At 68.4% G+C, this 19,801-nt stretch carries 17 protein-coding genes; 6 read left to right on the top strand and 11 right to left on the bottom strand.

Annotated elements, in window-relative coordinates; genetic code table 11:
- Positions 1-41: 41 nt before the first annotated feature.
- The 4 genes from I0K15_RS00490 to I0K15_RS00475 form a co-directional block, all read right to left on the bottom strand.
- Positions 42-971, bottom strand: coding sequence for an electron transfer flavoprotein subunit alpha/FixB family protein (locus I0K15_RS00490; protein ID WP_196103501.1), 930 nt, complete (start codon positions 969-971; stop codon positions 42-44).
- Positions 971-1,732, bottom strand: a complete 762-nt coding sequence (locus I0K15_RS00485) for an electron transfer flavoprotein subunit beta/FixA family protein (protein ID WP_196103500.1) — start codon at positions 1,730-1,732, stop codon at positions 971-973. Before I0K15_RS00485 ends, I0K15_RS00490 begins: the two co-directional genes overlap by 1 nt.
- Before the next feature lie 269 nt (positions 1,733-2,001).
- The gene (locus tag I0K15_RS00480; RefSeq protein ID WP_196103499.1) at positions 2,002-2,574 is read right to left on the bottom strand and encodes a cob(I)yrinic acid a,c-diamide adenosyltransferase; all 573 of its coding nucleotides are present in this window, start codon (positions 2,572-2,574) and stop codon (positions 2,002-2,004) included.
- Between the two features lie 3 nt (positions 2,575-2,577).
- Positions 2,578-2,787, bottom strand: coding sequence for a twin transmembrane helix small protein (locus I0K15_RS00475; RefSeq protein ID WP_196103498.1), 210 nt, complete (start codon positions 2,785-2,787; stop codon positions 2,578-2,580).
- Between the two features lie 149 nt (positions 2,788-2,936).
- Here I0K15_RS00475 and parC point away from each other — a divergent pair, with 149 nt between their 5' ends.
- The 3 genes from parC (at position 2,937) to I0K15_RS00460 (ending at position 7,623) form a co-directional block, all read left to right on the top strand.
- Complete coding sequence (gene parC, locus I0K15_RS00470) at positions 2,937-5,234, top strand: DNA topoisomerase IV subunit A (RefSeq protein ID WP_196103497.1); 2,298 nt, start codon at positions 2,937-2,939, stop codon at positions 5,232-5,234.
- A gap of 83 nt (positions 5,235-5,317) precedes the next feature.
- Positions 5,318-6,511, top strand: a complete 1,194-nt coding sequence (locus tag I0K15_RS00465; RefSeq protein WP_196103496.1) for a DUF898 family protein — start codon at positions 5,318-5,320, stop codon at positions 6,509-6,511.
- 2 nt (positions 6,512-6,513) lie between these two features.
- Complete coding sequence (locus I0K15_RS00460) at positions 6,514-7,623, top strand: M48 family metallopeptidase (RefSeq protein ID WP_196103495.1); 1,110 nt, start codon at positions 6,514-6,516, stop codon at positions 7,621-7,623.
- Here I0K15_RS00460 and I0K15_RS00455 read toward each other — a convergent pair.
- The 6 genes from I0K15_RS00455 to I0K15_RS00430 form a co-directional block, all read right to left on the bottom strand.
- Entirely contained in the window at positions 7,610-8,272 is a 663-nt protein-coding gene (locus tag I0K15_RS00455; protein WP_196103494.1) for a hypothetical protein, read from the bottom strand. The two genes, I0K15_RS00460 and I0K15_RS00455, sit on opposite strands and share 14 nt — an antisense overlap.
- 8 nt (positions 8,273-8,280) lie before the next feature.
- A complete protein-coding gene (nusB, locus tag I0K15_RS00450) occupies positions 8,281-8,766 on the bottom strand; it encodes a transcription antitermination factor NusB (protein ID WP_196103493.1) in 486 nt (161 codons plus the stop codon).
- 1 nt (position 8,767) lies between these two features.
- A complete protein-coding gene (locus I0K15_RS00445; RefSeq protein ID WP_196103492.1) occupies positions 8,768-9,310 on the bottom strand; it encodes a 6,7-dimethyl-8-ribityllumazine synthase in 543 nt (180 codons plus the stop codon).
- A 3-nt stretch (positions 9,311-9,313) separates the two neighbouring features.
- Entirely contained in the window at positions 9,314-10,423 is a 1,110-nt protein-coding gene (gene ribB / locus I0K15_RS00440; RefSeq protein WP_422393997.1) for a 3,4-dihydroxy-2-butanone-4-phosphate synthase, read from the bottom strand.
- A gap of 87 nt (positions 10,424-10,510) precedes the next feature.
- On the bottom strand, positions 10,511-11,452 hold the full coding sequence (locus tag I0K15_RS00435; protein ID WP_196103490.1) for a hypothetical protein: 942 nt from the start codon (positions 11,450-11,452) through the stop codon (positions 10,511-10,513).
- 58 nt (positions 11,453-11,510) lie between these two features.
- Positions 11,511-12,113: a riboflavin synthase gene (locus I0K15_RS00430; RefSeq protein ID WP_196103489.1), complete on the bottom strand. Its 603-nt coding sequence runs from the start codon at positions 12,111-12,113 to the stop codon at positions 11,511-11,513.
- Positions 12,114-12,194: 81 nt separating this feature from the next.
- On the opposite strand from I0K15_RS00430, the gene I0K15_RS00425 reads away from it, so the two are divergent.
- The 3 genes from I0K15_RS00425 to I0K15_RS00415 all read left to right on the top strand — a co-directional run bounded on the left by I0K15_RS00425 (position 12,195) and on the right by I0K15_RS00415 (position 16,615).
- Positions 12,195-13,475 carry a capsule biosynthesis protein gene (locus tag I0K15_RS00425; RefSeq protein ID WP_196103488.1) on the top strand — a complete coding sequence of 427 codons (1,281 nt, stop codon included), beginning with the start codon at positions 12,195-12,197 and terminating at the stop codon, positions 13,473-13,475.
- An 85-nt stretch (positions 13,476-13,560) separates the two neighbouring features.
- On the top strand, positions 13,561-14,691 hold the full coding sequence (locus I0K15_RS00420) for a polysaccharide biosynthesis/export family protein (protein WP_196103487.1): 1,131 nt from the start codon (positions 13,561-13,563) through the stop codon (positions 14,689-14,691).
- A 4-nt stretch (positions 14,692-14,695) separates the two neighbouring features.
- On the top strand, positions 14,696-16,615 hold the full coding sequence (locus tag I0K15_RS00415) for a capsular polysaccharide biosynthesis protein (protein WP_196103486.1): 1,920 nt from the start codon (positions 14,696-14,698) through the stop codon (positions 16,613-16,615).
- A gap of 30 nt (positions 16,616-16,645) precedes the next feature.
- On the opposite strand, the gene I0K15_RS00410 is transcribed toward I0K15_RS00415, so the two are convergent.
- Positions 16,646-19,510, bottom strand: a complete 2,865-nt coding sequence (locus tag I0K15_RS00410) for an Rne/Rng family ribonuclease (RefSeq protein WP_196103485.1) — start codon at positions 19,508-19,510, stop codon at positions 16,646-16,648.
- Positions 19,511-19,801 lie beyond the last annotated feature (291 nt).

Genomic DNA, 19,801 nt, shown 5'->3' with positions numbered 1-19,801 from the left:
CGCACTGGCGGGGCCTTCCATATGCAGTCGATCGGAGCGGATCAGCCGAGTTGCTTTTCCAGCTCCGGCACCGCGTCGAAGAGGTCCGCGACGAGGCCGTAATCAGCGACCTGGAAGATCGGCGCCTCCTCGTCCTTGTTGATCGCGACGATCACCTTGCTGTCCTTCATCCCTGCGAGGTGCTGGATCGCACCGGAGATGCCGACGGCGACGTAGAGATCGGGTGCGACGACCTTGCCGGTCTGCCCGACCTGCCAGTCGTTCGGCGCGTAGCCGGAGTCGACTGCCGCGCGGGAAGCACCCACGGCCGCACCCATCGCATCGGCCAGCTTCTCGATCATCGCGAAGTTCTCTTCGGAGCCGACGCCGCGGCCGCCGGAGACCACGACCTTGGCCGAGGTGAGCTCGGGCCGGTCGGTCTCCTCCACCTTGTCCTCGACCCAGGACGACAGGCCCGGATCGGCGGCGGCAGCGCCGTCCTCGACCGACGCCGAGCCGCCTTCGCCCGCCGCGTCGAAGGAGGCGGTGCGGATCGTCATCACCTTCTTCGCGTCACCCGACTTCACGGTCTGGATCGCGTTGCCGGCGTAGATCGGCCGCTCGAACGTCTCGCCATCGACGATCCCCATCACGTCGGAGAGCACCATGACGTCGAGCAGGGCCGCGACGCGCGGCATCACGTTCTTCGCATTCGCGGTGGAGGGGGCCACGATGTGCTCGTAGTCACCCGCCAGGGAGGCGACGAGGGCCGCCACCGGCTCTGCAAGGTAGTGCGCCAGTGAGGCGTCGGAGACGGCCAGCACCTTCGCCACGCCGTCGAGCTTTGCGGCCGCCGAAGCGGCATCGCCCACGTCTTCACCTGCGACCAGAACGGTCACGTCGCCGAGCTGCTTTGCCGCGCTCAGCGCCTTCGCGGTCGCGTCCTGCTGGAACGCGCCGCCGGTCATTTCTGCCAGAAGGAGAACGGCCATCAGATCACCCCCGCTTCGTTCTTCAGTTTCGACACCAGCTCCTCGACGGAAGCGACCATAACGCCCGCGGCGCGCTCCGGCGGTTCGGAGGTCTTCACGATCTCCAGCCGTGGTGCTGTGTCCACGCCGTAATCGGCGGCGGTCTTCTCGTCGAGCGGCTTCTTCTTCGCCTTCATGATGTTGGGCAGCGAGGCGTAGCGCGGCTCGTTCAGACGCAGGTCTACGGTCACGATTGCGGGCATCTTCACGTTGATCGTCTGCAGCCCGCCATCCACCTCGCGGGTCACCGCGGCGTGGTCGCCGTCGATGTTCACCTCGGAGGCGAAGGTCGCCTGGCTCCAGCCCAGAAGCGCGGAGAGCATCTGCCCCGTCGCGTTCATGTCGTTGTCGATCGCCTGCTTGCCGGCGAGCACGAGGCCCGGCTGTTCCTCCTCGATCACCTTGGCGAGGATCTTGGCGACGGCGAGCGGCTCTATATCCTGGTGCACGTCGTCGGCGGCGACGATCAGGATGCCGCGGTCGGCCCCCATGGCGAGCGCGGTGCGGATCGTCTCCTGCGCCTGCTTAACGCCGATCGAGACCACGACGATTTCCTCGGCCGCGCCCTTTTCCTTGAGCCGGATCGCCTCCTCGACGGCGATCTCGTCGAACGGGTTCATGCTCATCTTGACATTGGCGAGATCGACGCCGCTCCCGTCCGCCTTCACGCGAACCTTCACGTTGTAGTCGATCACGCGTTTGACCGGCACCAGCACCTTCATCTGCGTCTCTCCACTGCGTTTGGCCGGAACGACGCCCGACCTGTTTTCTGCGCTCCGTCCTAACGGGCCACGCGGGCCGCGCCTAGAGCGAATACGGCGGCTTATTGCCTCGACACGACGATCTCGCGAGAAGTGACGTGCACGTCAATTCCAACGTCGCGTCAGAGAGGGCGGGGTAGGCGTGGCGTCAGATCAAGGAGTTGAGACTCCGGGGCTCCGCCCTTCCGGGTGCCGGTCCGTCCACTGGACGGCCCGCCGCTGGCCTTCGGTCAGCGGTTCGCACCCGGAACCCACAACACATCGTTCTTGCCGTCGTCGTTGGCGATGCGGCCGGCGACGAAGAACCAGTCGGACAGGCGATTGAGGTATTTCACCGAGGCGGGGTTCACGCTTTCCATCGTGGCAAGCTCCACCACCAGCCGCTCCGCGCGCCGCGCCACGGTTCGGCAGAGGTGCATCTGGGCGGCGAGCGGCGTACCGCCCGGCAGGATGAAGCTCCTGAGCGGCTCCAGCTTCGCATTCATCGCGTCGATCTCCGCCTCCAGCCGCTCGACCTGGCTGTCGGCGACGCGCAGGGGCGGGTATTCGCGCTCCCCGTCCTTCTCCATATCCGGCGTGCACAGATCCGCCCCAAGGTCGAAGAGGTCGTTCTGGATTGCCGCCAGCCGATCGTCCATCTCACCCTCGGCCACCTGCCGGGCGAGGCCCACCGTCGCGTTCACCTCGTCCACCGTGCCGTAGGCGTTCACCCGGATCGAGTGCTTGGCCACCCGCGCCCCGTTGCCGAGCGCGGTCTCTCCGTGATCGCCGGTCTTGGTGTAGATCTTGTTGAGCACCACCATGGCTCAGCCTCCCGTCTGCCGCGCGATCCAGACCGCCGCCACGATGATGATCACCGCGATGAACTGCAGCAGGATCCGCAGGCGCATGATCTTGTTGGCATATTTCCGATTGAAATCGCCGCCCTTGGCAAAGCCGCCGACGCCGATGAGAAGCACCACCAGCACCGCAAGGCAGGCGAAGGCGATGAGATAGAGTAGGGGTCCCTGTACCATGTCGTTCGACCTAGCCTGTCGCGCGCCTAGGGCAAAGAGGCCAGTCGGTCGCGGGCTTCTTCTTTGTCCAAATACGCAAATGCCACGGCGGCAAGCGGTGCCGCCGTTTCCGGCTTTACGCGCTTTCGCCGCCATCCTACACCATATCTATGGCCGAGATCACCGATACCCCCGACATGGACGGCAATATCAGCCGTGAGCCGCTCTCCCGCGCGATCGGCGACCGCTACCTGCAATACGCGCTCAGCACGATCATGCACCGCGCGCTGCCGGATGCGCGCGACGGGCTGAAGCCGGTGCACCGGCGGATCCTGTTCGCGATGCGGGGGCTGCGGCTCGACCCCAACGGCGCCTTCCGCAAATGCGCGAAGATCGTCGGTGAGGTCATGGGTAACTATCACCCCCATGGCGACCAGGCCATTTACGACGCGCTGGCCCGCCTCGCGCAGGATTTCAACGTCCGCTATCCGCTGGTGGACGGGCAGGGGAACTTCGGCAATGTCGATGGGGACAACCCCGCGGCCCAGCGCTACACCGAGGCGCGGCTGGCCGCCGTCGCCGCCGCGATGATGGAGGGGCTGGCCGAGAACGCGGTCGATTTCCGCCCCAACTACGACGGGTCGGAGGAGGAGCCGGAGGTGCTGCCGGCGGCCTTTCCCAACCTCCTCGCCAACGGCTCGTCCGGCATCGCCGTTGGTATGGCGACGAACATTCCGCCGCACAATGTGGGCGAGGTGATTGACGCCGCCCTCTACCTGATCAAGACGCCCAATGCGGGCATCGACAAGCTCACCGAGTTCATTCCCGGCCCGGATTTCCCCACGGGGGGCACCATCGTCGAGCCACCCGCCGCGATCCGCGAAGCTTATGCGACGGGACGTGGTGCGTTCCGCCTGCGCTCCGTCTGGCAGCGGGAGGAACTGGGCCGCGGCCAATGGCAGATCGTCGTCACCGAGATCCCCTACCAGGTCCAGAAATCGAAGCTGATCGAGCGGATCGCGGAGCTGATCAACTCCAAGAAACTGCCGATCCTCGCCGATATCCGCGATGAGAGTGCCGAGGACATCCGCATCGTGCTGGAGCCCAAGGCCCGCACCGTGGACCCGGCCACGCTAATGGAGGCGCTGTTCCGTCAGACGGACCTGGAGACGCGCTTCTCGCTCAACATGAACGTGCTGATCGACGGGCGCACGCCGCAGGTCTGCTCGCTTCGCGACGTGCTGCGTGCGTTTCTCGACCATCGGCGCGACGTGCTGGTCCGCCGCTCCCGCCACCGGATGGAGAAGATCGACCGGCGGCTGGAGGTGCTGGAGGGGTACATCGTCGCCTTCCTCAACCTCGACCGCGTGATCGAGATCATCCGGACCGAGGACGAGCCGAAACCGGTCCTGATGGCCGAGTTCGAGCTGACCGACGTGCAGGCCGAGGCGATCCTCAACATGCGCCTGCGCTCCCTGCGCAAGCTGGAGGAGATGGAGCTGCGCAAGGAACGCGACGACCTGATCGCGGAGCGCGCGGAGCTCGAAGACCTGCTCGGGAGCGAGGAGCTGCAATGGTCCCGCATCGCCGATCAGCTGCGCGAGACGCGCAAGGAGTTCGGCGCGCCCGCGAAATACAAGGGGATCACCGCGGCCGAGAGCCTCGCCGATCTCAAGCGCACCGACGGCGCCGACTATCCCACCACCGCCCGCCGCTCCGGTTTCGCCGATGCGCCAGAGGCGGCTGAAGTGCCGCTGGAGGCGATGATCGAGCGCGAGCCGATCACCGTCGTCTGCTCCCAGATGGGCTGGATCCGCGCGATGAAGGGGCACATCGCGCTCGACACCGAGATGAAGTTCAAGGACGGCGACGGACCTCGCTTCATCTTCCATGCGGAGACCACGGACAAGCTGGTGCTGTTCGGGACGAACGGGCGGTTCTACACGCTCGCCGCCTCCAACCTGCCCGGCGGGCGGGGGATGGGCGAGCCGGTGCGCCTGATGATCGACCTGCCCAACGAGGCGGAGATCGTGGCGCTGTTCGCCCATGACGCCACCCGCAAGCTGCTCGTCGCCTCGACCGCAGGTGATGGCTTCGTGGTGCCGGAGGCCGATATCGTGGCCCAGACCCGCTCCGGCAAGCAGGCGCTCAACGTGCGCGATGCGAAGGCCGCGGTCTGTCGCCCTGTCGGCGGCGATCACGTCGCCGTGGTGGGCGAGAACCGCAAGGTGCTGATCTTCCCCCTCGACGAGCTGCCGGAGATGGCACGCGGCAAGGGCGTGCGCCTGCAGAAGTACAAGGATGGCGGGCTGAGCGACGCCATGACCTTCACCCTCGCCGAGGGGTTGAGCTGGAAGGATCCGGCAGGCCGCACCCGGACGGAGACGGAGCTCGGCGACTATCTCGGCAAGCGTGCGGGCTCGGGCCGCATGGCGCCGCGCGGGTTTCCGCGCAACAATAAATTCTGAAGTGCGGTGCGGTCTGAATTCTCGTTCAGATCGCAACTGCCCCCGCTAGTGTGTCGACAAGGACGGCACCAAGGACAGAATTCATGACGACCCAATCCTCGCAAGCGCCTGTCGCGCCCCGTTTCGTGGGCGAATCGACGCCGCTGTTCTGGCTGGCCGCGCGCACGCTACTGTTCACGGTGCTGACGCTGGGCATCTATCGCTTCTGGATGCGCACGAAGATGCGCCAATACTACTGGGGTGCTGTGGAGGTCGAGGGCGAGGGCTTTGAATACACCGGCACGGGGCTCGAGAAGCTGTTGGGCTTTCTCGTCGCCATCGTGGTGCTCGCCATCATCCTCGCGATCTTCAACCTCGGGCTCTACGTCGTCGGTCTGTCGGTCTTCGACGGGAACCAGTTCGCGGGGACGCTGACGCTGCTGCCGCTGATCCCGCTCACCTACTACGCCCAGTACCGCGCGCGCCGCTATGTGCTGTCGCGTACCCGTTTTCGCGGCATCCGCTTCGGGGCGGAGCCTGCGGCTTGGCGCTATGTCGGCGTGGCGCTGGTGCAGACGCTGATCACGGTGCTGACGCTGGGTGTGCTCGCCCCGCGCCAGCACTGGAAGCTGGAGAAGTTCCGGAGTGACCGGACCTATTACGGTGATCTGAGGCTCCGGCAGGGCGGGCGCTGGCAGGCGCTGATGCGGCCCTGGCTCGGCGTGATCCTGAGCGTCGTGGCCACGACCGTGCTGATCATCGGGGCGACGGGCGCGGACTCTCCGATCGCTGCGGTGGCGTTCGGCGTGATCGGCTATCTCGCGCTGATCCTCTTCTACGTCCGCTACCAGATCGTGTCGTTCCGCATCCTGACTGGGCAGAAGGAGGCGGGGCCGATCCGCCTCCAGTCCGGCGTGCGCACGGGCCGCGTTATCGGGATCGTGCTGCTCGGCACCTTCCTCGTCTCGGTCATCCTCAGCGTCATCGGCGCGGTGCTTTTCGCGGTGATGAACCTGCTCGTCGGATCGACGATCGACTTCACCGATCCCGAGGCGATTACGACCGCGCTGGCCGGCGGGGCCGCGCTGCTCGGGTTCGTTGCGATCTACCTCCTGCTTATCGTGCTGGGCGGCGCGTTTTCGGAGATCTTCGTCTCCATGCCGCTGGTCCAGCACTATGTCGAGACGCTGCGGATCGAGAACGCGGAGGCGCTCGCCGATGTGCGCCAGCGGGCCGAGGACGACTTCATGGAGGCTGACGGCTTCGCCGATGCGCTCGATGTCGGGGCGGCGTTCTGAGCATGAACGGCACCGGCACCTATTTCGACGGCGAGATCGCCCGCGGGCGCCCGGTGCGTATCGCGCTCGGCAGCCACTCGCTGGTCATCGCGGACGAGGACGGCGGGCGGACGCTGGCGCGTTGGTCGCTGCTCGACATGCGCTTGGCCGGCCCTGCGACGGCGCGGGGGGCGGCCTTTGGCAACATCGCGGAAGGGGAGGCGCGGCTGCGCGTCTCCGACCCCGCGCTGGTCAAGGAGATCCGGGCGCGGGTGCCTGCCGCCGCCCGGCCCCTGCGGCGCGGACCCGGTGCGGGCAAGCTTTTGGCCTGGTGCGCGGCCGCGGCGGCGTCCTTCGTGTTGATCGTTTTCGTCTTGGTGCCTCTGACGGCGGAGCGGCTGACGCCCTTCATCACGGCGGAGACCGAGGCGCAGATGGGCGCGCAGGTGCGCCGCAACCTCGTGCGCGTTGCCGAACCCTTCCTTGGAGAGACGCCCCGGCGTTGCGTGGCGCCCAAGGGGATCGACGCGCTGGAGATCATGCTCGCCCGGCTCGATCCCGAGGGCGCCTATGGCGTGATGCCCGAGATCTGGGACGTCGACATGGTGAACGCCGTGGCACTGCCCGGCGGCCACGTCATCTTCTTCCGTGAGCTGATCGATGAGGCGGAGAGTGCCGAGGAGGTCGCAGGTGTCCTCGCCCACGAGATCGGGCATGTGAGCCGCCGCGACGGCCTGCGCCTGTCATTGCGCGCCGCGGGCTCCGCCGGTCTGCTCAGCATGGTCATCGGGGACTTCGCGGGCGGTGTGGTTGCGGTTGCGGTGGCCGAGCAGCTCCTCACCTCCTCCTACCAGCGGGAGGCGGAGGAGGCCGCCGACGACTTCGCCTTCGCGATGCTGACGGAGGCCGACGTGTCGACCAGCGGCATCGCGGAGTTCTTCGCTCGCCTGCACGAGGAGATCGGCGAGACGAGCGAGCTGATGTCGCACCTCGCCTCCCACCCCGACCTCGCCTCGCGCGCAGCGGCGGCCGAGGCGGCGGATCAGGCGGGCGCGGATGCGCGGCCCATACTCACGCCCGCCCAGTGGCAAGCACTGCGCGACGTTTGCGAGGAAACAGTCAGTCTGCCGTGATCCGCGGCGCGTCGCGCAACTGACCGTAGAGCTCCACCAGATAGGCGGTGGAGAGCAGCAGAAGCACCGTGTTCACGACCACCGAATACATGATGACGGCACCCGTCGCGCTGGCCGCGGGCGCCAGTGCGATCATGAGGAACAATCCCAGCGCGGCGATCACGATCAGCCCGCCAAAGGCCTGCCAGCGATAGCCCCGCGTCAGCTCCGTCGAGCGGATCATGGCGTCCATCATGCTGATCGGCCGCTCCAGCAGCAGTGCGGGCACCGAGACGCTGAACACCGTCATGGCGAAGAGGCCCGGGATGATCAGGAGCACGAAGCCAAACGCGATCATCAGCACGACGGCGAGCGTGACGCCGAGCAGGGGGAAGGCCATGCGGAAGGCGGTGTTCAGATCCTCCATCGGATCAGGGGCCGCCCCCTCCCGCGCGTCCCAGGCGGAGAGGCACAGAAGGCCGTTGATCACGGCGGAGAGGAACAGGCCGATCACGATGACCAGCACGCTCATCTCCTCGCCCACAGCGGCGCCCAGCATGTACTGGACCGCGGTCGTCGCCAGCGTGCCGACGAAGGCGATGGTGAAAAGCAGAAGGAAGTGGTCCACCACGAGGCGGACGGTGCCGCGGACCAGGTCGCCAACGGTCATGGTGAGCCTCACGAAAAGGCGTCGGGTTTGATCTCCCGCGCCATGTGATCGAGGACGGCGTTGACGAAGCGGGGCTCCTTCCCGTCGGGGAAGAAGGCCTTGGCCACGTCCACATATTCCGTGATGACGACCTTGGGCGGGGTGTCGAGCCCCGCGATCTCCGCCCCCGCGGCGCGGAAGAGGGCGCGCAGTGTCGGGTCGATCTTGCCCAGCGGCCAACGCTCGACCAGGGCGCGGTCGGTCGCCTGGTCGATGGTGGCCTGACGGTCCAGCGCCTCGCTCAGCGTCGCGCGAAAGAGGTCGACGTCGCCCTCGCTATAGGTCTCGCCATCGAGCTCCGCCCCGAAGCGGTGCGTCTCGAACTGCTCGCGCACCTCCGGCATCGGCTGGCCCGACTGCTCCATCTGGAAGAGCGCCTGCACCGCGAAGAGCCGGGAGGCCGAGCGCATCTGCCGCTTTTCCTCGCGGCTCGGTTTGGGAACGGGACGTGGCATGTCAGGCAGTATCCTTCGGACCGGCGGTTCCGGCCATGAGAATTTCGGATTGCGGGTCGGCAACCGGGGCAGGGGCGCGGAACCGGCGGTCGAGCGCGATCAGGTGCAGCGCCGCGATGGCCGCGCCGCCGCCCTTGTTCATCTGCGCGGGGTCGGCCCGCTCGACGGCCTGATCCATGTTCTCCACCGTGAGGATCCCGTTTCCGATGCAGAGCCCGTCGAGGCCCAGCAGCGTGATCCCGCGCGAGCTGTCGTTGCAGACCGTCTCGTAATGGGTGGTCGCGCCCCGAATGACACAGCCGAGTGCGACGAAGCCGTCATAGCGTCCGGTGCGCGAGGCGAGGCGGATGGCGGTGGGCAGTTCCAGCGCGCCGGGCACCTCGATCGCCTCGACCGTACCGCCGGCGCTTTCGATTGCAGACGAAGCGCCCTCGATTAGCCAGTCGGCGATGCGGCGGTAGAAGGGGGCCGTGACCAGCAGGAGGTGCGGCGCCGGGTCGAGCCGGGGCGCATCCATCGCGAAATGCTCTTCGGTGCTCGCCATGACTCAGTGCTCCCTGTCCGGAATGGGCCGCGTGCCCGCGATGGAAAGGCCGTAGCCCTCCAGCCCCACGACCTTCGGCGCGGCGGAGTTGGTGAGCAGGATCATCTCGTGCACGCCGAGCGCACCGAGGATCTGTGCCCCGATGCCGTAGTTGCGCAGGGTCTGCGGCGAGACCTCGCCGTCCATCGCCATCTTTGCGCTCATGTCGCGGAGCAGGACGACGACCCCGCGTCCCTCCTCGCCGATCAGCCGCATCGCGGTCTCAAGTTGGTGGGAGCGGCCGGGGACGAGCGCCAGCATGTCCTCCAGCGGGTTGGCGGGGTGCATGCGGACCATGACCGGTCCGTTGCTCACATCGCCCTTGGTCAGCGCCAGATGCTCCGCCCCGCCGGTGACGTCGGAGAAGACGCGCAGGGTCCACTCGCCGCCGTACTCGCTAACGACCTCCCTCGTCGCGGCCTCCCGCACGAGGTTGTCGTGGCGGCGGCGATAGGCGATCAGGTCGGAGATCGTGCCGATCTTCAGCCCGTGCCGCTGGGCAAACGCGATCAGGTCGGGCAGGCGGGCCATGGTCCCGTCCTCCTTCATGATCTCGCAGATCACGCCGGAGGGGTTCAGGCCTGCGAGGCGGGAGATATCGACCGCCGCCTCCGTATGGCCTGCGCGGACCAGCACGCCGCCTTCCTTCGCGCGCAGCGGGAAGACGTGGCCCGGCGTCGCGATGTCCTGCGGCCCGGAGGTCGGGTCGATGGCGACGGAGACGGTGCGCGCCCGGTCGGCGGCGGAAATGCCCGTCGTCACCCCCTCCCGCGCCTCGATCGAGACGGTGAAGGCGGTTTCGTGCCGCGAGGAGTTGCTCTGCGCCATCATCGGCAGGCCAAGCTGGTCGAGCCGGTCGCCGGTCAGCGTCAGGCAGATGAGGCCGCGGCCATGGGTGGCCATGAAGTTGATCGCATCCGGCGTGCACATCTGCGCGGGGATCACGAGATCGCCCTCGTTCTCCCGATCCTCGTGGTCCACCAGGATGAACATGCGCCCGTTGCGCGCGTCCTCGATGATGTCCTCGACCGAGGAGATCGCGTCCTTGAAGTCGGTGTCGCTTGGCACGGGCAAACCTTTCCTTGCAGGCGCCCCAGATAATCCAGCCACGGCCCCTTGGCTAGGGGGCCGTACCGTCATCGCGCGGACCTTGCGCCGCGTCTATTCGAAGCTGAGCTGCAGCTCCTCGCCCACGGCGAGGCGGAAGGTCGTGTCGGGCGCGAGGCGGTCGACGACCAGCGGCGGTGCCTCCTCGATCTCGGCAAGCTCCAGTCCCGCGGCAAGGGCGGCCATCGTCACCCAGTTCGCGTTGTGGCGCAGGCCGAGGGGGGCGAGGAGTAGGCGCTCGACGGCCTCGTCGGTTTCGCGCGGTCCGATCTCGAACGGCTCGTCATATTCGCTGAGAAGCCAGGACCACGTTCCGTGCGGCGCGGGCTCCGGATGCCAGATGAGCAGCGACCAGTCCCGGCGCTGGTCGATATAGACGACCGTGGCCGCATCGGACCAGTCGCGCAGGCCGCTGGGGATGTCCTCGTCCGCCGCTCCCTCGCTCGCATAGAACTCGGTGACGCTGGGCCAGCCGCGCACGTTGGGATGAGCGCCTGCGTACCACGTCATCTCGTCGAAGCTGACCGCACGGGTGGCGAAGGCTGTGAGGGGCGCAGGCAGGGTTTCGGCGGGCGGCACAGCCTCCTCCACCGTCTCCACCTCGAAGACCGGGGCGGGGAAGAACCGACCCTCCGGTCGGGGCGAGACGGCGGCATGCAGCGCCGTGCTGTTCGCGGCAAAGGCGTCGAGCTTCGCCCCCAGGTCCAGCGCGCCGTCATGCAGCGGCGCGGTCCATTCGGAGATGTCGAGCAGCCGCCAGCTTCGCGTCACCTCCGCCCCATCGACCGCGCCTGAGATGCTGAGGTCCCCCAGATCGGGCCAGTCGGAGATCACGCAGGTCGCGTCGGGTCCGGTGAGCGTGCAGATCTCGGCCCCGTCCAGCCGGACCTCCAGCGCCAGCTCCGCGGCGCCGTCCGCCTCGACGACGAGCGGCACCTGTCCCGCGGCGGCGCTCGCCAAAAGAAGGCCCGTAAAGGCCGTGAAAATCCGTTGCATGCCCCCTCCATCGCAACCGGCAGGAGAGTGGCACGCCCGAATGTCGGAACCGTGACGCTCAGCCCTGCGCGTCCGCCAGCCGGGCGACGTAGCGGGCGAGGGTGTCGATCTCCAGATTCACGGCATCGCCGGTAGAGACATCGCCCCAGGTCGTCTCGGCCTTGGTGTGCGGAATGAAATTGATGCCGAAATCGCGACCGTCAACATCGTTGACGGTGAGCGAGGTGCCGTTGAGCGCGACCGAGCCCTTGGGCGCGATGAACTTCGCAAGGCCCTCGGGCGCGCGCAGGGTGACGCGGGTGCTCTCCCCCTCGTCGCGCACGTCGATCACCTCGGCGAGCCCGTCCACGTGGCCCGAGACGATGTGCCCGCCGAGCTCATCGCCCACGCGCAGTGCGCGTTCGAGGTTGAGCCGCTTGCCCGGCGTCCATGTCCCGGCGGTCGTCTTGTCGATGCTCTCGGCACTGATCGTCACGTCAAACCAGGCCTGGCCCACGTCGCGGCCCCGATCGGTCACGGTCAGGCAGACCCCGTCGCAGGCGATGGAGGCGCCGAGATCGATCCCCTCGGGCGCGTAGTCCGTCGCGATGCGCACATGCAGATCGCCCTTCATCTCCGCCCGCACGACGCGGCCGATATCGGTGATGATGCCCGTGAACATGATGGTCGCTCCCGCTCTTTCGTGAGGCGAGAGCTATGGCCTGCCCGTTCCGTTGGCAAGCGCGGCGCGCTATGAGGGGGGATGCGTCGCAGCTTCCTGTTCCTCCAGGGGCCCCACGGTCCCTTCATTGCCGCCCTGGCCGCGCGTCTTCAGGCGGCGGGGCACCGCTGCGCGCGGATCGGCTTCAATGGCGGCGACGCGGCGGAGTGGCGGGGCGAGGGCTTCCATGCCTGCCGCGGCGGGGTGGCCGAGCTGCCGGAACTCCTCGACCGCCTGCTGCCCGACGTGACGGATGTGGTGCTCTACGGCGACTACCGTCCGGTGCACCGCGTAGCGGCGGAGGCTGCCCGCGCCGCCGGATGTCGTCTGCACTTTCTAGAGGAGGGCTACCTCCGCCCTCATTGGATCACATACGAGCGTAGCGGGGTAAACGGCAACTCCCCCCTGATGGACCTGTCGCTGGAGGAGATCGTGGCGCGCGCCGCCCGCCTCACCCGGCCCGACCGGGCCGCGCCGGACCAGTGGGGCGCGATGCTCGGCCATATGCGGCACGGGCTGACCTATCACGCCCGTATCGCCCTCGCGGCCCGTGCCTGGCCTGAAGCGCCGGAGCATCGGGAGATCGGCGCCGCGCGGGAGCGGCGCACCGTTCTGACCGCCCTCGCCGATCTGCCCGCGCGCCGCCTCCGCCGACGGTTCCGGGAACGGGCGCTGATGCGCACCGGCGCGCCTTATCACGTCGTCCTGCTCCAGCTCGGCCACGATGCGTCGGTGCAGGCGCACAGCCCCTATTCCGGGATGGCGCCCTTCGTCGCCGACGTCGCCCGCGCCTTTGCCGAGAGCGCGCCCGCGCACCATCACCTCGTCTTCAAGGCGCACCCGTTCGAGGACGGGCGGGAGAACCTGCCGCGTGAGATCCGCGCCGCCGCGCGCCGCCACGCCCTGTCTGATCGCGTGCACTTCCTCGAGGGTGAGCCGCTCGCCCGACTACTCGATGGTGCGCAGAGTGCCGTCACGGTGAACTCCACCGCCGCACAACAGGCGCTGTGGCGGGGGCTGCCCGTCCGCACCTTCGGCCGCGCGGTCTATGCCAAACCGGGCCTCGTCTCCGACCAGCCGCTGACCGCGTTCTTCGCAGCACCCGAGCCGCCGGACCATGCGGCGTACCTTGCATTCCGCCGCTACCTGCTCGCCACGTCGCAGATCAAGGGCAGCTTCTACACGCGCGGCGGGCGCGAGGCCGTTCTGCGTCGCCTCGTGGATGCAATTCTTGCGGAAAGCGACCCTTACGAGGCGACGGAACGCGGCGCGGGAGTCACAGATCGCCCGTTTTTGCAGCTTGCGACGGGGCGCGGGCGATAAAACGTTTGGGTTCGTCCGGGCCGCCGCGGTAGATGTGTGGCAGACCGGGCACAGAACTCGGCGGCCCTGAGGACAGGACAGACCCATGACCCCAGCAGTGCTCCGCCGGGCGGCGGCGATCGTGTCGCTTCTTCTCATCGCAGGCTGCAACACGCTGCCGCGCTCGGGTCCCACGATCCAGGAGATCACCGCCCAGCCCGCTGACGGCAGCGCCGCCGTCGAGATCATCGCGATCAACGACGCGGTGGCTCGGCTGACGCAGTTCGAGGAGGTTCTGGCCTTCTCCCCCGATTTCATCGGCGGGTCGGTGGAAAACATCGAGCTGATCCGCCCGCTCGACATCCTCGACATCACCGTGTGGGAGAACGGGGAGTTTCCGCTCTACGGCACGGTCGGCGGGCCGACGCTGCTCCTCGACATGCGGGTCGATCTCAACGGCTTCATCTTCATGCCGCAGGTCGGGCGGCTGCAGGTTGCGGGGCTCACCATCGAGCAGTTGCGCCAGACCCTGACCCGGCGCCTTGCGCCCATGACGCCGGAGCCTCAGGTGGAGGTGCGCCTCCAGAACGCGCAGAACAACACGGTGCGTGTCTTCGGCAGCGAGGGTGCGCTCGGCGACTTCCCCATCGAGGCTGGCACCCGGACGCTCGCGGGCCTGATCGCCAATGCGGGCGCGGCCGGCGTCGATCCCGAGGTCGCGCAAGTGAGCGTGCGCCGCGGCAGCCGGGTGGAGCGGGTCTGGCTGCAGGACATCTACACTAGCCCCAGCGCCGACATCGCCCTGCGCGGCGGCGACGTGATCAATATCGAGCGCGACCCGCGCTCCTTCTCCGCCCTGGGCGAGTTCGGCACCCAGACGCAGGTCGATTTCCCGGGCCGCGACATCTCGCTGATGGAGGCGATTGCCCGGCTCGGCGGCCTGAACGGCAGCACCGCGAACCCGCGCGGCGTCTTCGTCCTGCGTTCCGAGCGGCCCGAGGTCTACAACCGCTTCAACCAGCGCACTGCAACCGCACCGGTGCGGGTGGCCTACGCTATGGACCTGACGCGTCCGGCGGCGTTCTTCACGGCATCGAACTTCTCGGTCCGCGACGGCGACATCGTCTTCGTGTCTGAGGCGCCCTACGTCCAGTTCCTCAAGATCATCGGCTCGATCGCGCCGACGCTGAACCAGGCGAACTCGACGGCGCAGCTCCTGTCCGGCAACGCGTTCTGAGGCGATGGCGGCGCGGCGCAAGCTCGGCGTCGTCTCCCTCGGCTTCCTGCGGCAGCCCTGGCTGCGACATGCGCTCTGGAGCGCGGGGTGGGAGGTCGTGCCGGGCTGGTCGTCCTGTGACGCGATCGGCGTCTGGGGCCGCCGTCCGGTGTCGGCGCGCGGGCGGGCGCTCGCGGCGCGGCGGGGGCTGCCGGTCGTCACGGTGGAGGACGCCTTCCTTCGTTCACTCCGCCCCGGCGACGGCCCGCCGCTCGGCCTGCTGATCGACGAGGCGGGGGTGCATTACGACCCGGACGGGCCGAGCGATGTGGTGGCGGAGATTTCTTCGGCACCGGTGTTGTCGAACCGCGGGGCGGAGGCGTTGGAGTTGCTGCGTCACCACCGTCTCAGCAAGTACATGGGTCGCGCCGAGCCACCAGCGGACCTGCCGCGCCGCTACGTGCTGGTGGTCGACCAGACCGAGGGCGATGCCTCGTTGATGGGCGCGGACCGCGCCGCCTTCGCTCGGATGATGCGGGAGGCCGCGGCGGCCCATCCCGACCTGCCGCTTCTGCTGGTCCCGCACCCGGAGGTCGCCGCGGGGCGCAAGCGGGGCATGCTGAACGCCGAGGTGGTTGGAGGTGCTCGCTGGCTGTCCGCCGGCCACAGCCCCGCCGCGCTGATCGAGCGGGCGGAGGCGGTGCATGTCATGAGCTCGCAGTTCGGGCTGGATGCTGTACTGCACGGTCACAGGCCGCATGTGCACGGGCACCCGGTCTATGCAGGCTGGGGCCTGACGGAGGATGCGTGCGCGGCTCCGCGCGGCAGCGCCACCGTCGAGAGCCTGTTCGCAGCGCTCTTCGAACGCGCGCCCCTCTGGATTGATCCGGCGACCGGTGCGCGGCGAGATCTGCTGGAGACTGTGACCTACCTCGCCTCGATCACCGGCGCGGCCCGGCGCACCGGGCGCCCGATGCTGGCCCGCGGTGTCAGCCGGTGGAAGCGGCGGCGGGTCCGCGCACTCTTGTCCACTGGCGGCGCGCCGGTGCGGTTTGGCGAAGGCGCGCCGCGGCCCGGCGAAACGGCTGTCGCCTGGGCCTCCCGCGCTGACGGAGATCTGCGGATCGAGGATGGTTTTCTGCGCTCCCGCGGGCTCGGAGCGGCGCTCGTACCGCCTCTCTCGCTGGCGTTCGATGATCTGGGGATCCACTACGACCCGGCGCGCCCCTCGCGGCTGGAGGCGCTGATCGCGGCGAGCTCCGACCTGCCGGACGCCGCAAAGATGCGCGCCGCGCGGCTGCGTGCCCGGATCGTCGCGGCGGGCGCTAGCAAGTACAACCTCGGCGGTGCGTTGCCCGACCTGCCGCCGGGGCCAAAGGTCCTTGTCACAGGGCAGGTCGCCGACGACGCCTCGGTGCAATGCGGGGCAGGGGGGCGCACCGACCGAGACCTCTTGGCGGCCGCGCGGGCGGCTCATCCCGAAGCATGCCTGATCTGGAAGCCGCATCCGGATGTCGTGGCAGGGCTGCGGGCGGGTGTCATCGACGCACCCGAAGCCGACGTGACGGTCGCGCAGGGTGACATCGCCGAACTGATCCCGAAGGTCGATCGGCTCTGGACGCTGACTTCCCTCGCCGGGTTCGAGGCGCTTCTGCGAGGCGTCCCGGTCACCTGCCTCGGCTGGCCGTTCTACGCGGGCTGGGGGCTGACGGAGGATCTGGGCGAGAGCCGGCCGGAGCGGCGCCGCGCGCGCCCCGATCTTGACGGGCTCGTTCATGCGGCACTGATCGACTACCCGCTCTATCTCGATCCGCGCACCGGGCGGGCCTGCGGGCCGGAGGACCTGCTGGCCTGGCTGGAGAGCGGCGGGGTGGAGCGGTCCCGGCTGGGATGGGCGCAGATGCTGCGCCATGCGGTCCGGCCGCCTCGGACGCTCGCCGGATAAAGGAAGAGGCCCCGCAGGGCCCCTTGTGTGTCAGCTTCCGATGGTGCGCGCCCACCAGCCCTTGCGCTTGGGCCGGTCCGCATCTTCGGTCGTCGGATCGGGCGCGGTCTCGGCCGGGACGGGCTCTTCGGGGGCCGTCGCGACCTCCTCCGGCTGCTCCGCCTCGGGCATCACCTCCGGCGCCGGGCCGCTTTCGTCGACGGGTTGCGCATCGGCGATCTCGTCGGCTGCGGCGGCGGGCGTTTCCTCGCGGACCACGGCGTCGACCGGAGCCTCCTCGCTGATGGGCGCAGCTACGGTTTCGGCGTCCACCGTCTCGGCCTCGGGCTTCGTGTCCTCGGTCGCGAGCGCGGGTTCCTCGCCTGCATCCGGCGGCGTCACGTCCTCGGCGGCGGGGCCGGTGTCCTCGCGGGCCTCGGCCTCGGCGGACGTGTCCTCGGGCTGCTCCGCCTTCTTCCGGCCGCGCGAGCGGGAGCGGGACCGCTTCGGCTTCGCGGGCTTCTCCTCGGTCTCAACCTCGGTTTCAGCATCGGCGGCCTGTTCGGGCGCAGCATCCGTCGGTTCCTCTGCCGACTCCTCCGTCGAGGTCTCCTCCTCGGAGCCCTCGCCGTTCGCGTCGTCCTGCGTCTTGCCCTCGCCGTTCTCGCCGCGATTGCGACCGCCGCGCCGGCGCCGCCGGCGGCGCTTCTTCTTCGGCTGGTCCTCGTCGTCTTCGCGGGTCTCCACCACCTCGGCGACGTCTTCCTCGACCTCCTGGTCGTGGATCTCGTCGAGGTCGAGGCCGTCCACCTGGATCGCGCCGACCGTGGCGTCCTGCACCACGACGCGGCTCGCGGTCTTGAACCGCTCCATCTTGTGCTCTGGGCTTACGAGATGCGGGTCGCCGTTGATCTGGATCGCGATGCCATAGCGCGTCTCGATCATCGCGATATGCTCGCGCTTCACGTTCAGGAGGTAGTTCGCCACGCCCACCGGCGCGGTCAGGACGATTTCCTTGCAGCGCTGGCGCACGCCCTCTTCTTCCAACTCCCGGATGATCGAGAGGCCGAGGCTGTCGTTCGACCGGACGAGGCCCGTGCCGTGGCAATGCGGGCAGGGTTGGGTCGAGGCCTCGAGCATGCCGGGCCGCAGCCGCTGGCGGCTCATCTCCAAGAGACCGAAGGAGGAGATGCGACCCACCTGGATCCGGGCGCGATCGTTCTTCAGCGCATCCTTCATCCGCTTCTCGACGGCGGCGTTGTTCTTGCGCTCATCCATGTCGATGAAGTCGATGACGATGAGGCCCGCGAGGTCACGAAGGCGGAGCTGGCGCGCCACCTCGTCCGCGGCCTCAAGGTTGGTCTTGAGCGCCGTCTCCTCGATCGAGCCTTCCTTGGTCGACCTGCCGGAGTTCACGTCGATGGCGACCAGCGCCTCGGTCACGCCGATGACGATGTAGCCGCCGGACTTGAGCTGGACGGTCGGGTTGAACATCTGGCCGAGATAGCTCTCCACCTGGTGGCGGCCGAAGAGGCTGACCTGATCCTGGTAGAGCTTCACGTTCTTCGCGTGGCTCGGCATCAGCATCCGCATGTAGTCCTTGGCCTCGCGGTAGCCTTCCGGTCCCTCCACGAACACCTCGTCGATGTCGCGGGAGTAGAGGTCGCGGATCGAGCGCTTGATGAGGCTGCCTTCCTCGTAGATCAGCTGCGGTGCGATCGACTTCATCGTCAGGTCGCGGATCTGCTCCCACTGGCGGATGAGGTATTCGTAGTCGCGCTTGATCTCGGTCCGGGTGCGCTTGGCGCCCGCCGTGCGGATGATGAGACCGGCGCCCTTCGGCACCTCGATCTCGCCCGCGATCTCCTTGAGCTTCTTGCGGTCGGCCGCATTGGTGATCTTGCGGGAGATGCCGCCGCCGCGGGCGGTGTTGGGCATCAGGACGCAGTAGCGGCCCGCGAGGCTCAGATAGGTTGTGAGGGCGGCGCCCTTGTTGCCGCGCTCCTCCTTGACCACCTGGATCAGCATGATCTGGCGGACCTTGATGACCTCCTGGATCTTGTAGCGGCGCATCTTGGGACGACGGCGGGTGTCGCGGCGGACCTCCTCGACATCGTCGTCGTCGCTCTCGATCTCCTCCGCCGCGGGGACGGAGGCATCGTCGGCCTCGGCATCGGTCGGGGTCTCGCCTTCGGGCAGCGGTTCGCCCTCGGGCGTGTCCACGAGGTCGGAGGCTTCGTCGAGGCCGCTGGTCGCGTCCGGGCCGTCCCCTTCGAGCATTGGCTCTTCGAGCACGCCGCGCACGGCCTCCTCGGGCAGGGACTGTTCGGTCGCGGCGGCGGGCGTCGCCTCATCCACCACGACATCGACCGGCGGCGTGACGTCCGCGGCGGGATCGGTTACCGCCTCGGCGATGGCCTCGTCGCTGTCGGTGCGGATCGGCGCTTCCGCCGGATCGTCCGCGACGGGGGCCGCGTCCTCGTTCGCATCAACCGGAACCTCGGCACTGACGGTCTCGTCGGCCGGTGCGCCATCCTTCGCCGCCGCCGAGCGGGAGCGGGACCGCGAGCGGCCGCGGCGCGGCTTCGGCTTTTCCTCTTCCTCCTCCTCGGCGCGGCGGGCCTGTTCCTCGGCCTCCTGCTCGGCGATCAGCGCCTCACGGTCCGCGACGGGGATCTGGTAGTAGTCCGGATGGATTTCGGAGAAGGCGAGGAAGCCGTGCCGGTTCCCGCCATAATCGACAAAGGCGGCCTGGAGCGAGGGTTCGACCCGCGTGACCTTCGCCAGATAGATGTTGCCGGAGAGCTGTCGCTTGTTCAGGCTCTCGAAATCAAACTCTTCGACCTTCTGGCCGTCGACGACGACCACCCGCGTTTCCTCGCTGTGGGTGGCATCGATAAGCATCTTTTTGGGCATGCAATCTCTTCGACACGCCTTCGGGCGGCGCGGATTGCTCCGCTCTGCATCCTCGACGTGCTTTCGGTAGGGGCGATGCGCTTCGGACGGCATGCAGGAGGGGCGGTCTTTCCGCTTCCCATGCCTGCCTGTCCTGCCCGGTCGCGTTTCATCGCGTTTTCTGATCCTGGGGGGCGGACTATGCGCCCCCGGCGTTGGGGCCGGGCGCACCCGGCTTTCCTCGATACTGGCCTTCCGGCCGGTCGCGACCCGGTTCCCCGCTCTTCGTCCCGCACGGCTTGGCCGGTTCGG

Origin of the sequence: Pontivivens ytuae (genome assembly GCF_015679265.1) — a bacterium.
Classification (GTDB): Bacteria; Pseudomonadota; Alphaproteobacteria; order Rhodobacterales; family Rhodobacteraceae; genus Pontivivens; species Pontivivens ytuae.
The sequence above is the reverse complement of the archived record's forward strand: the minus strand, read 5'-3'. Positions and strand labels throughout refer to the sequence as shown.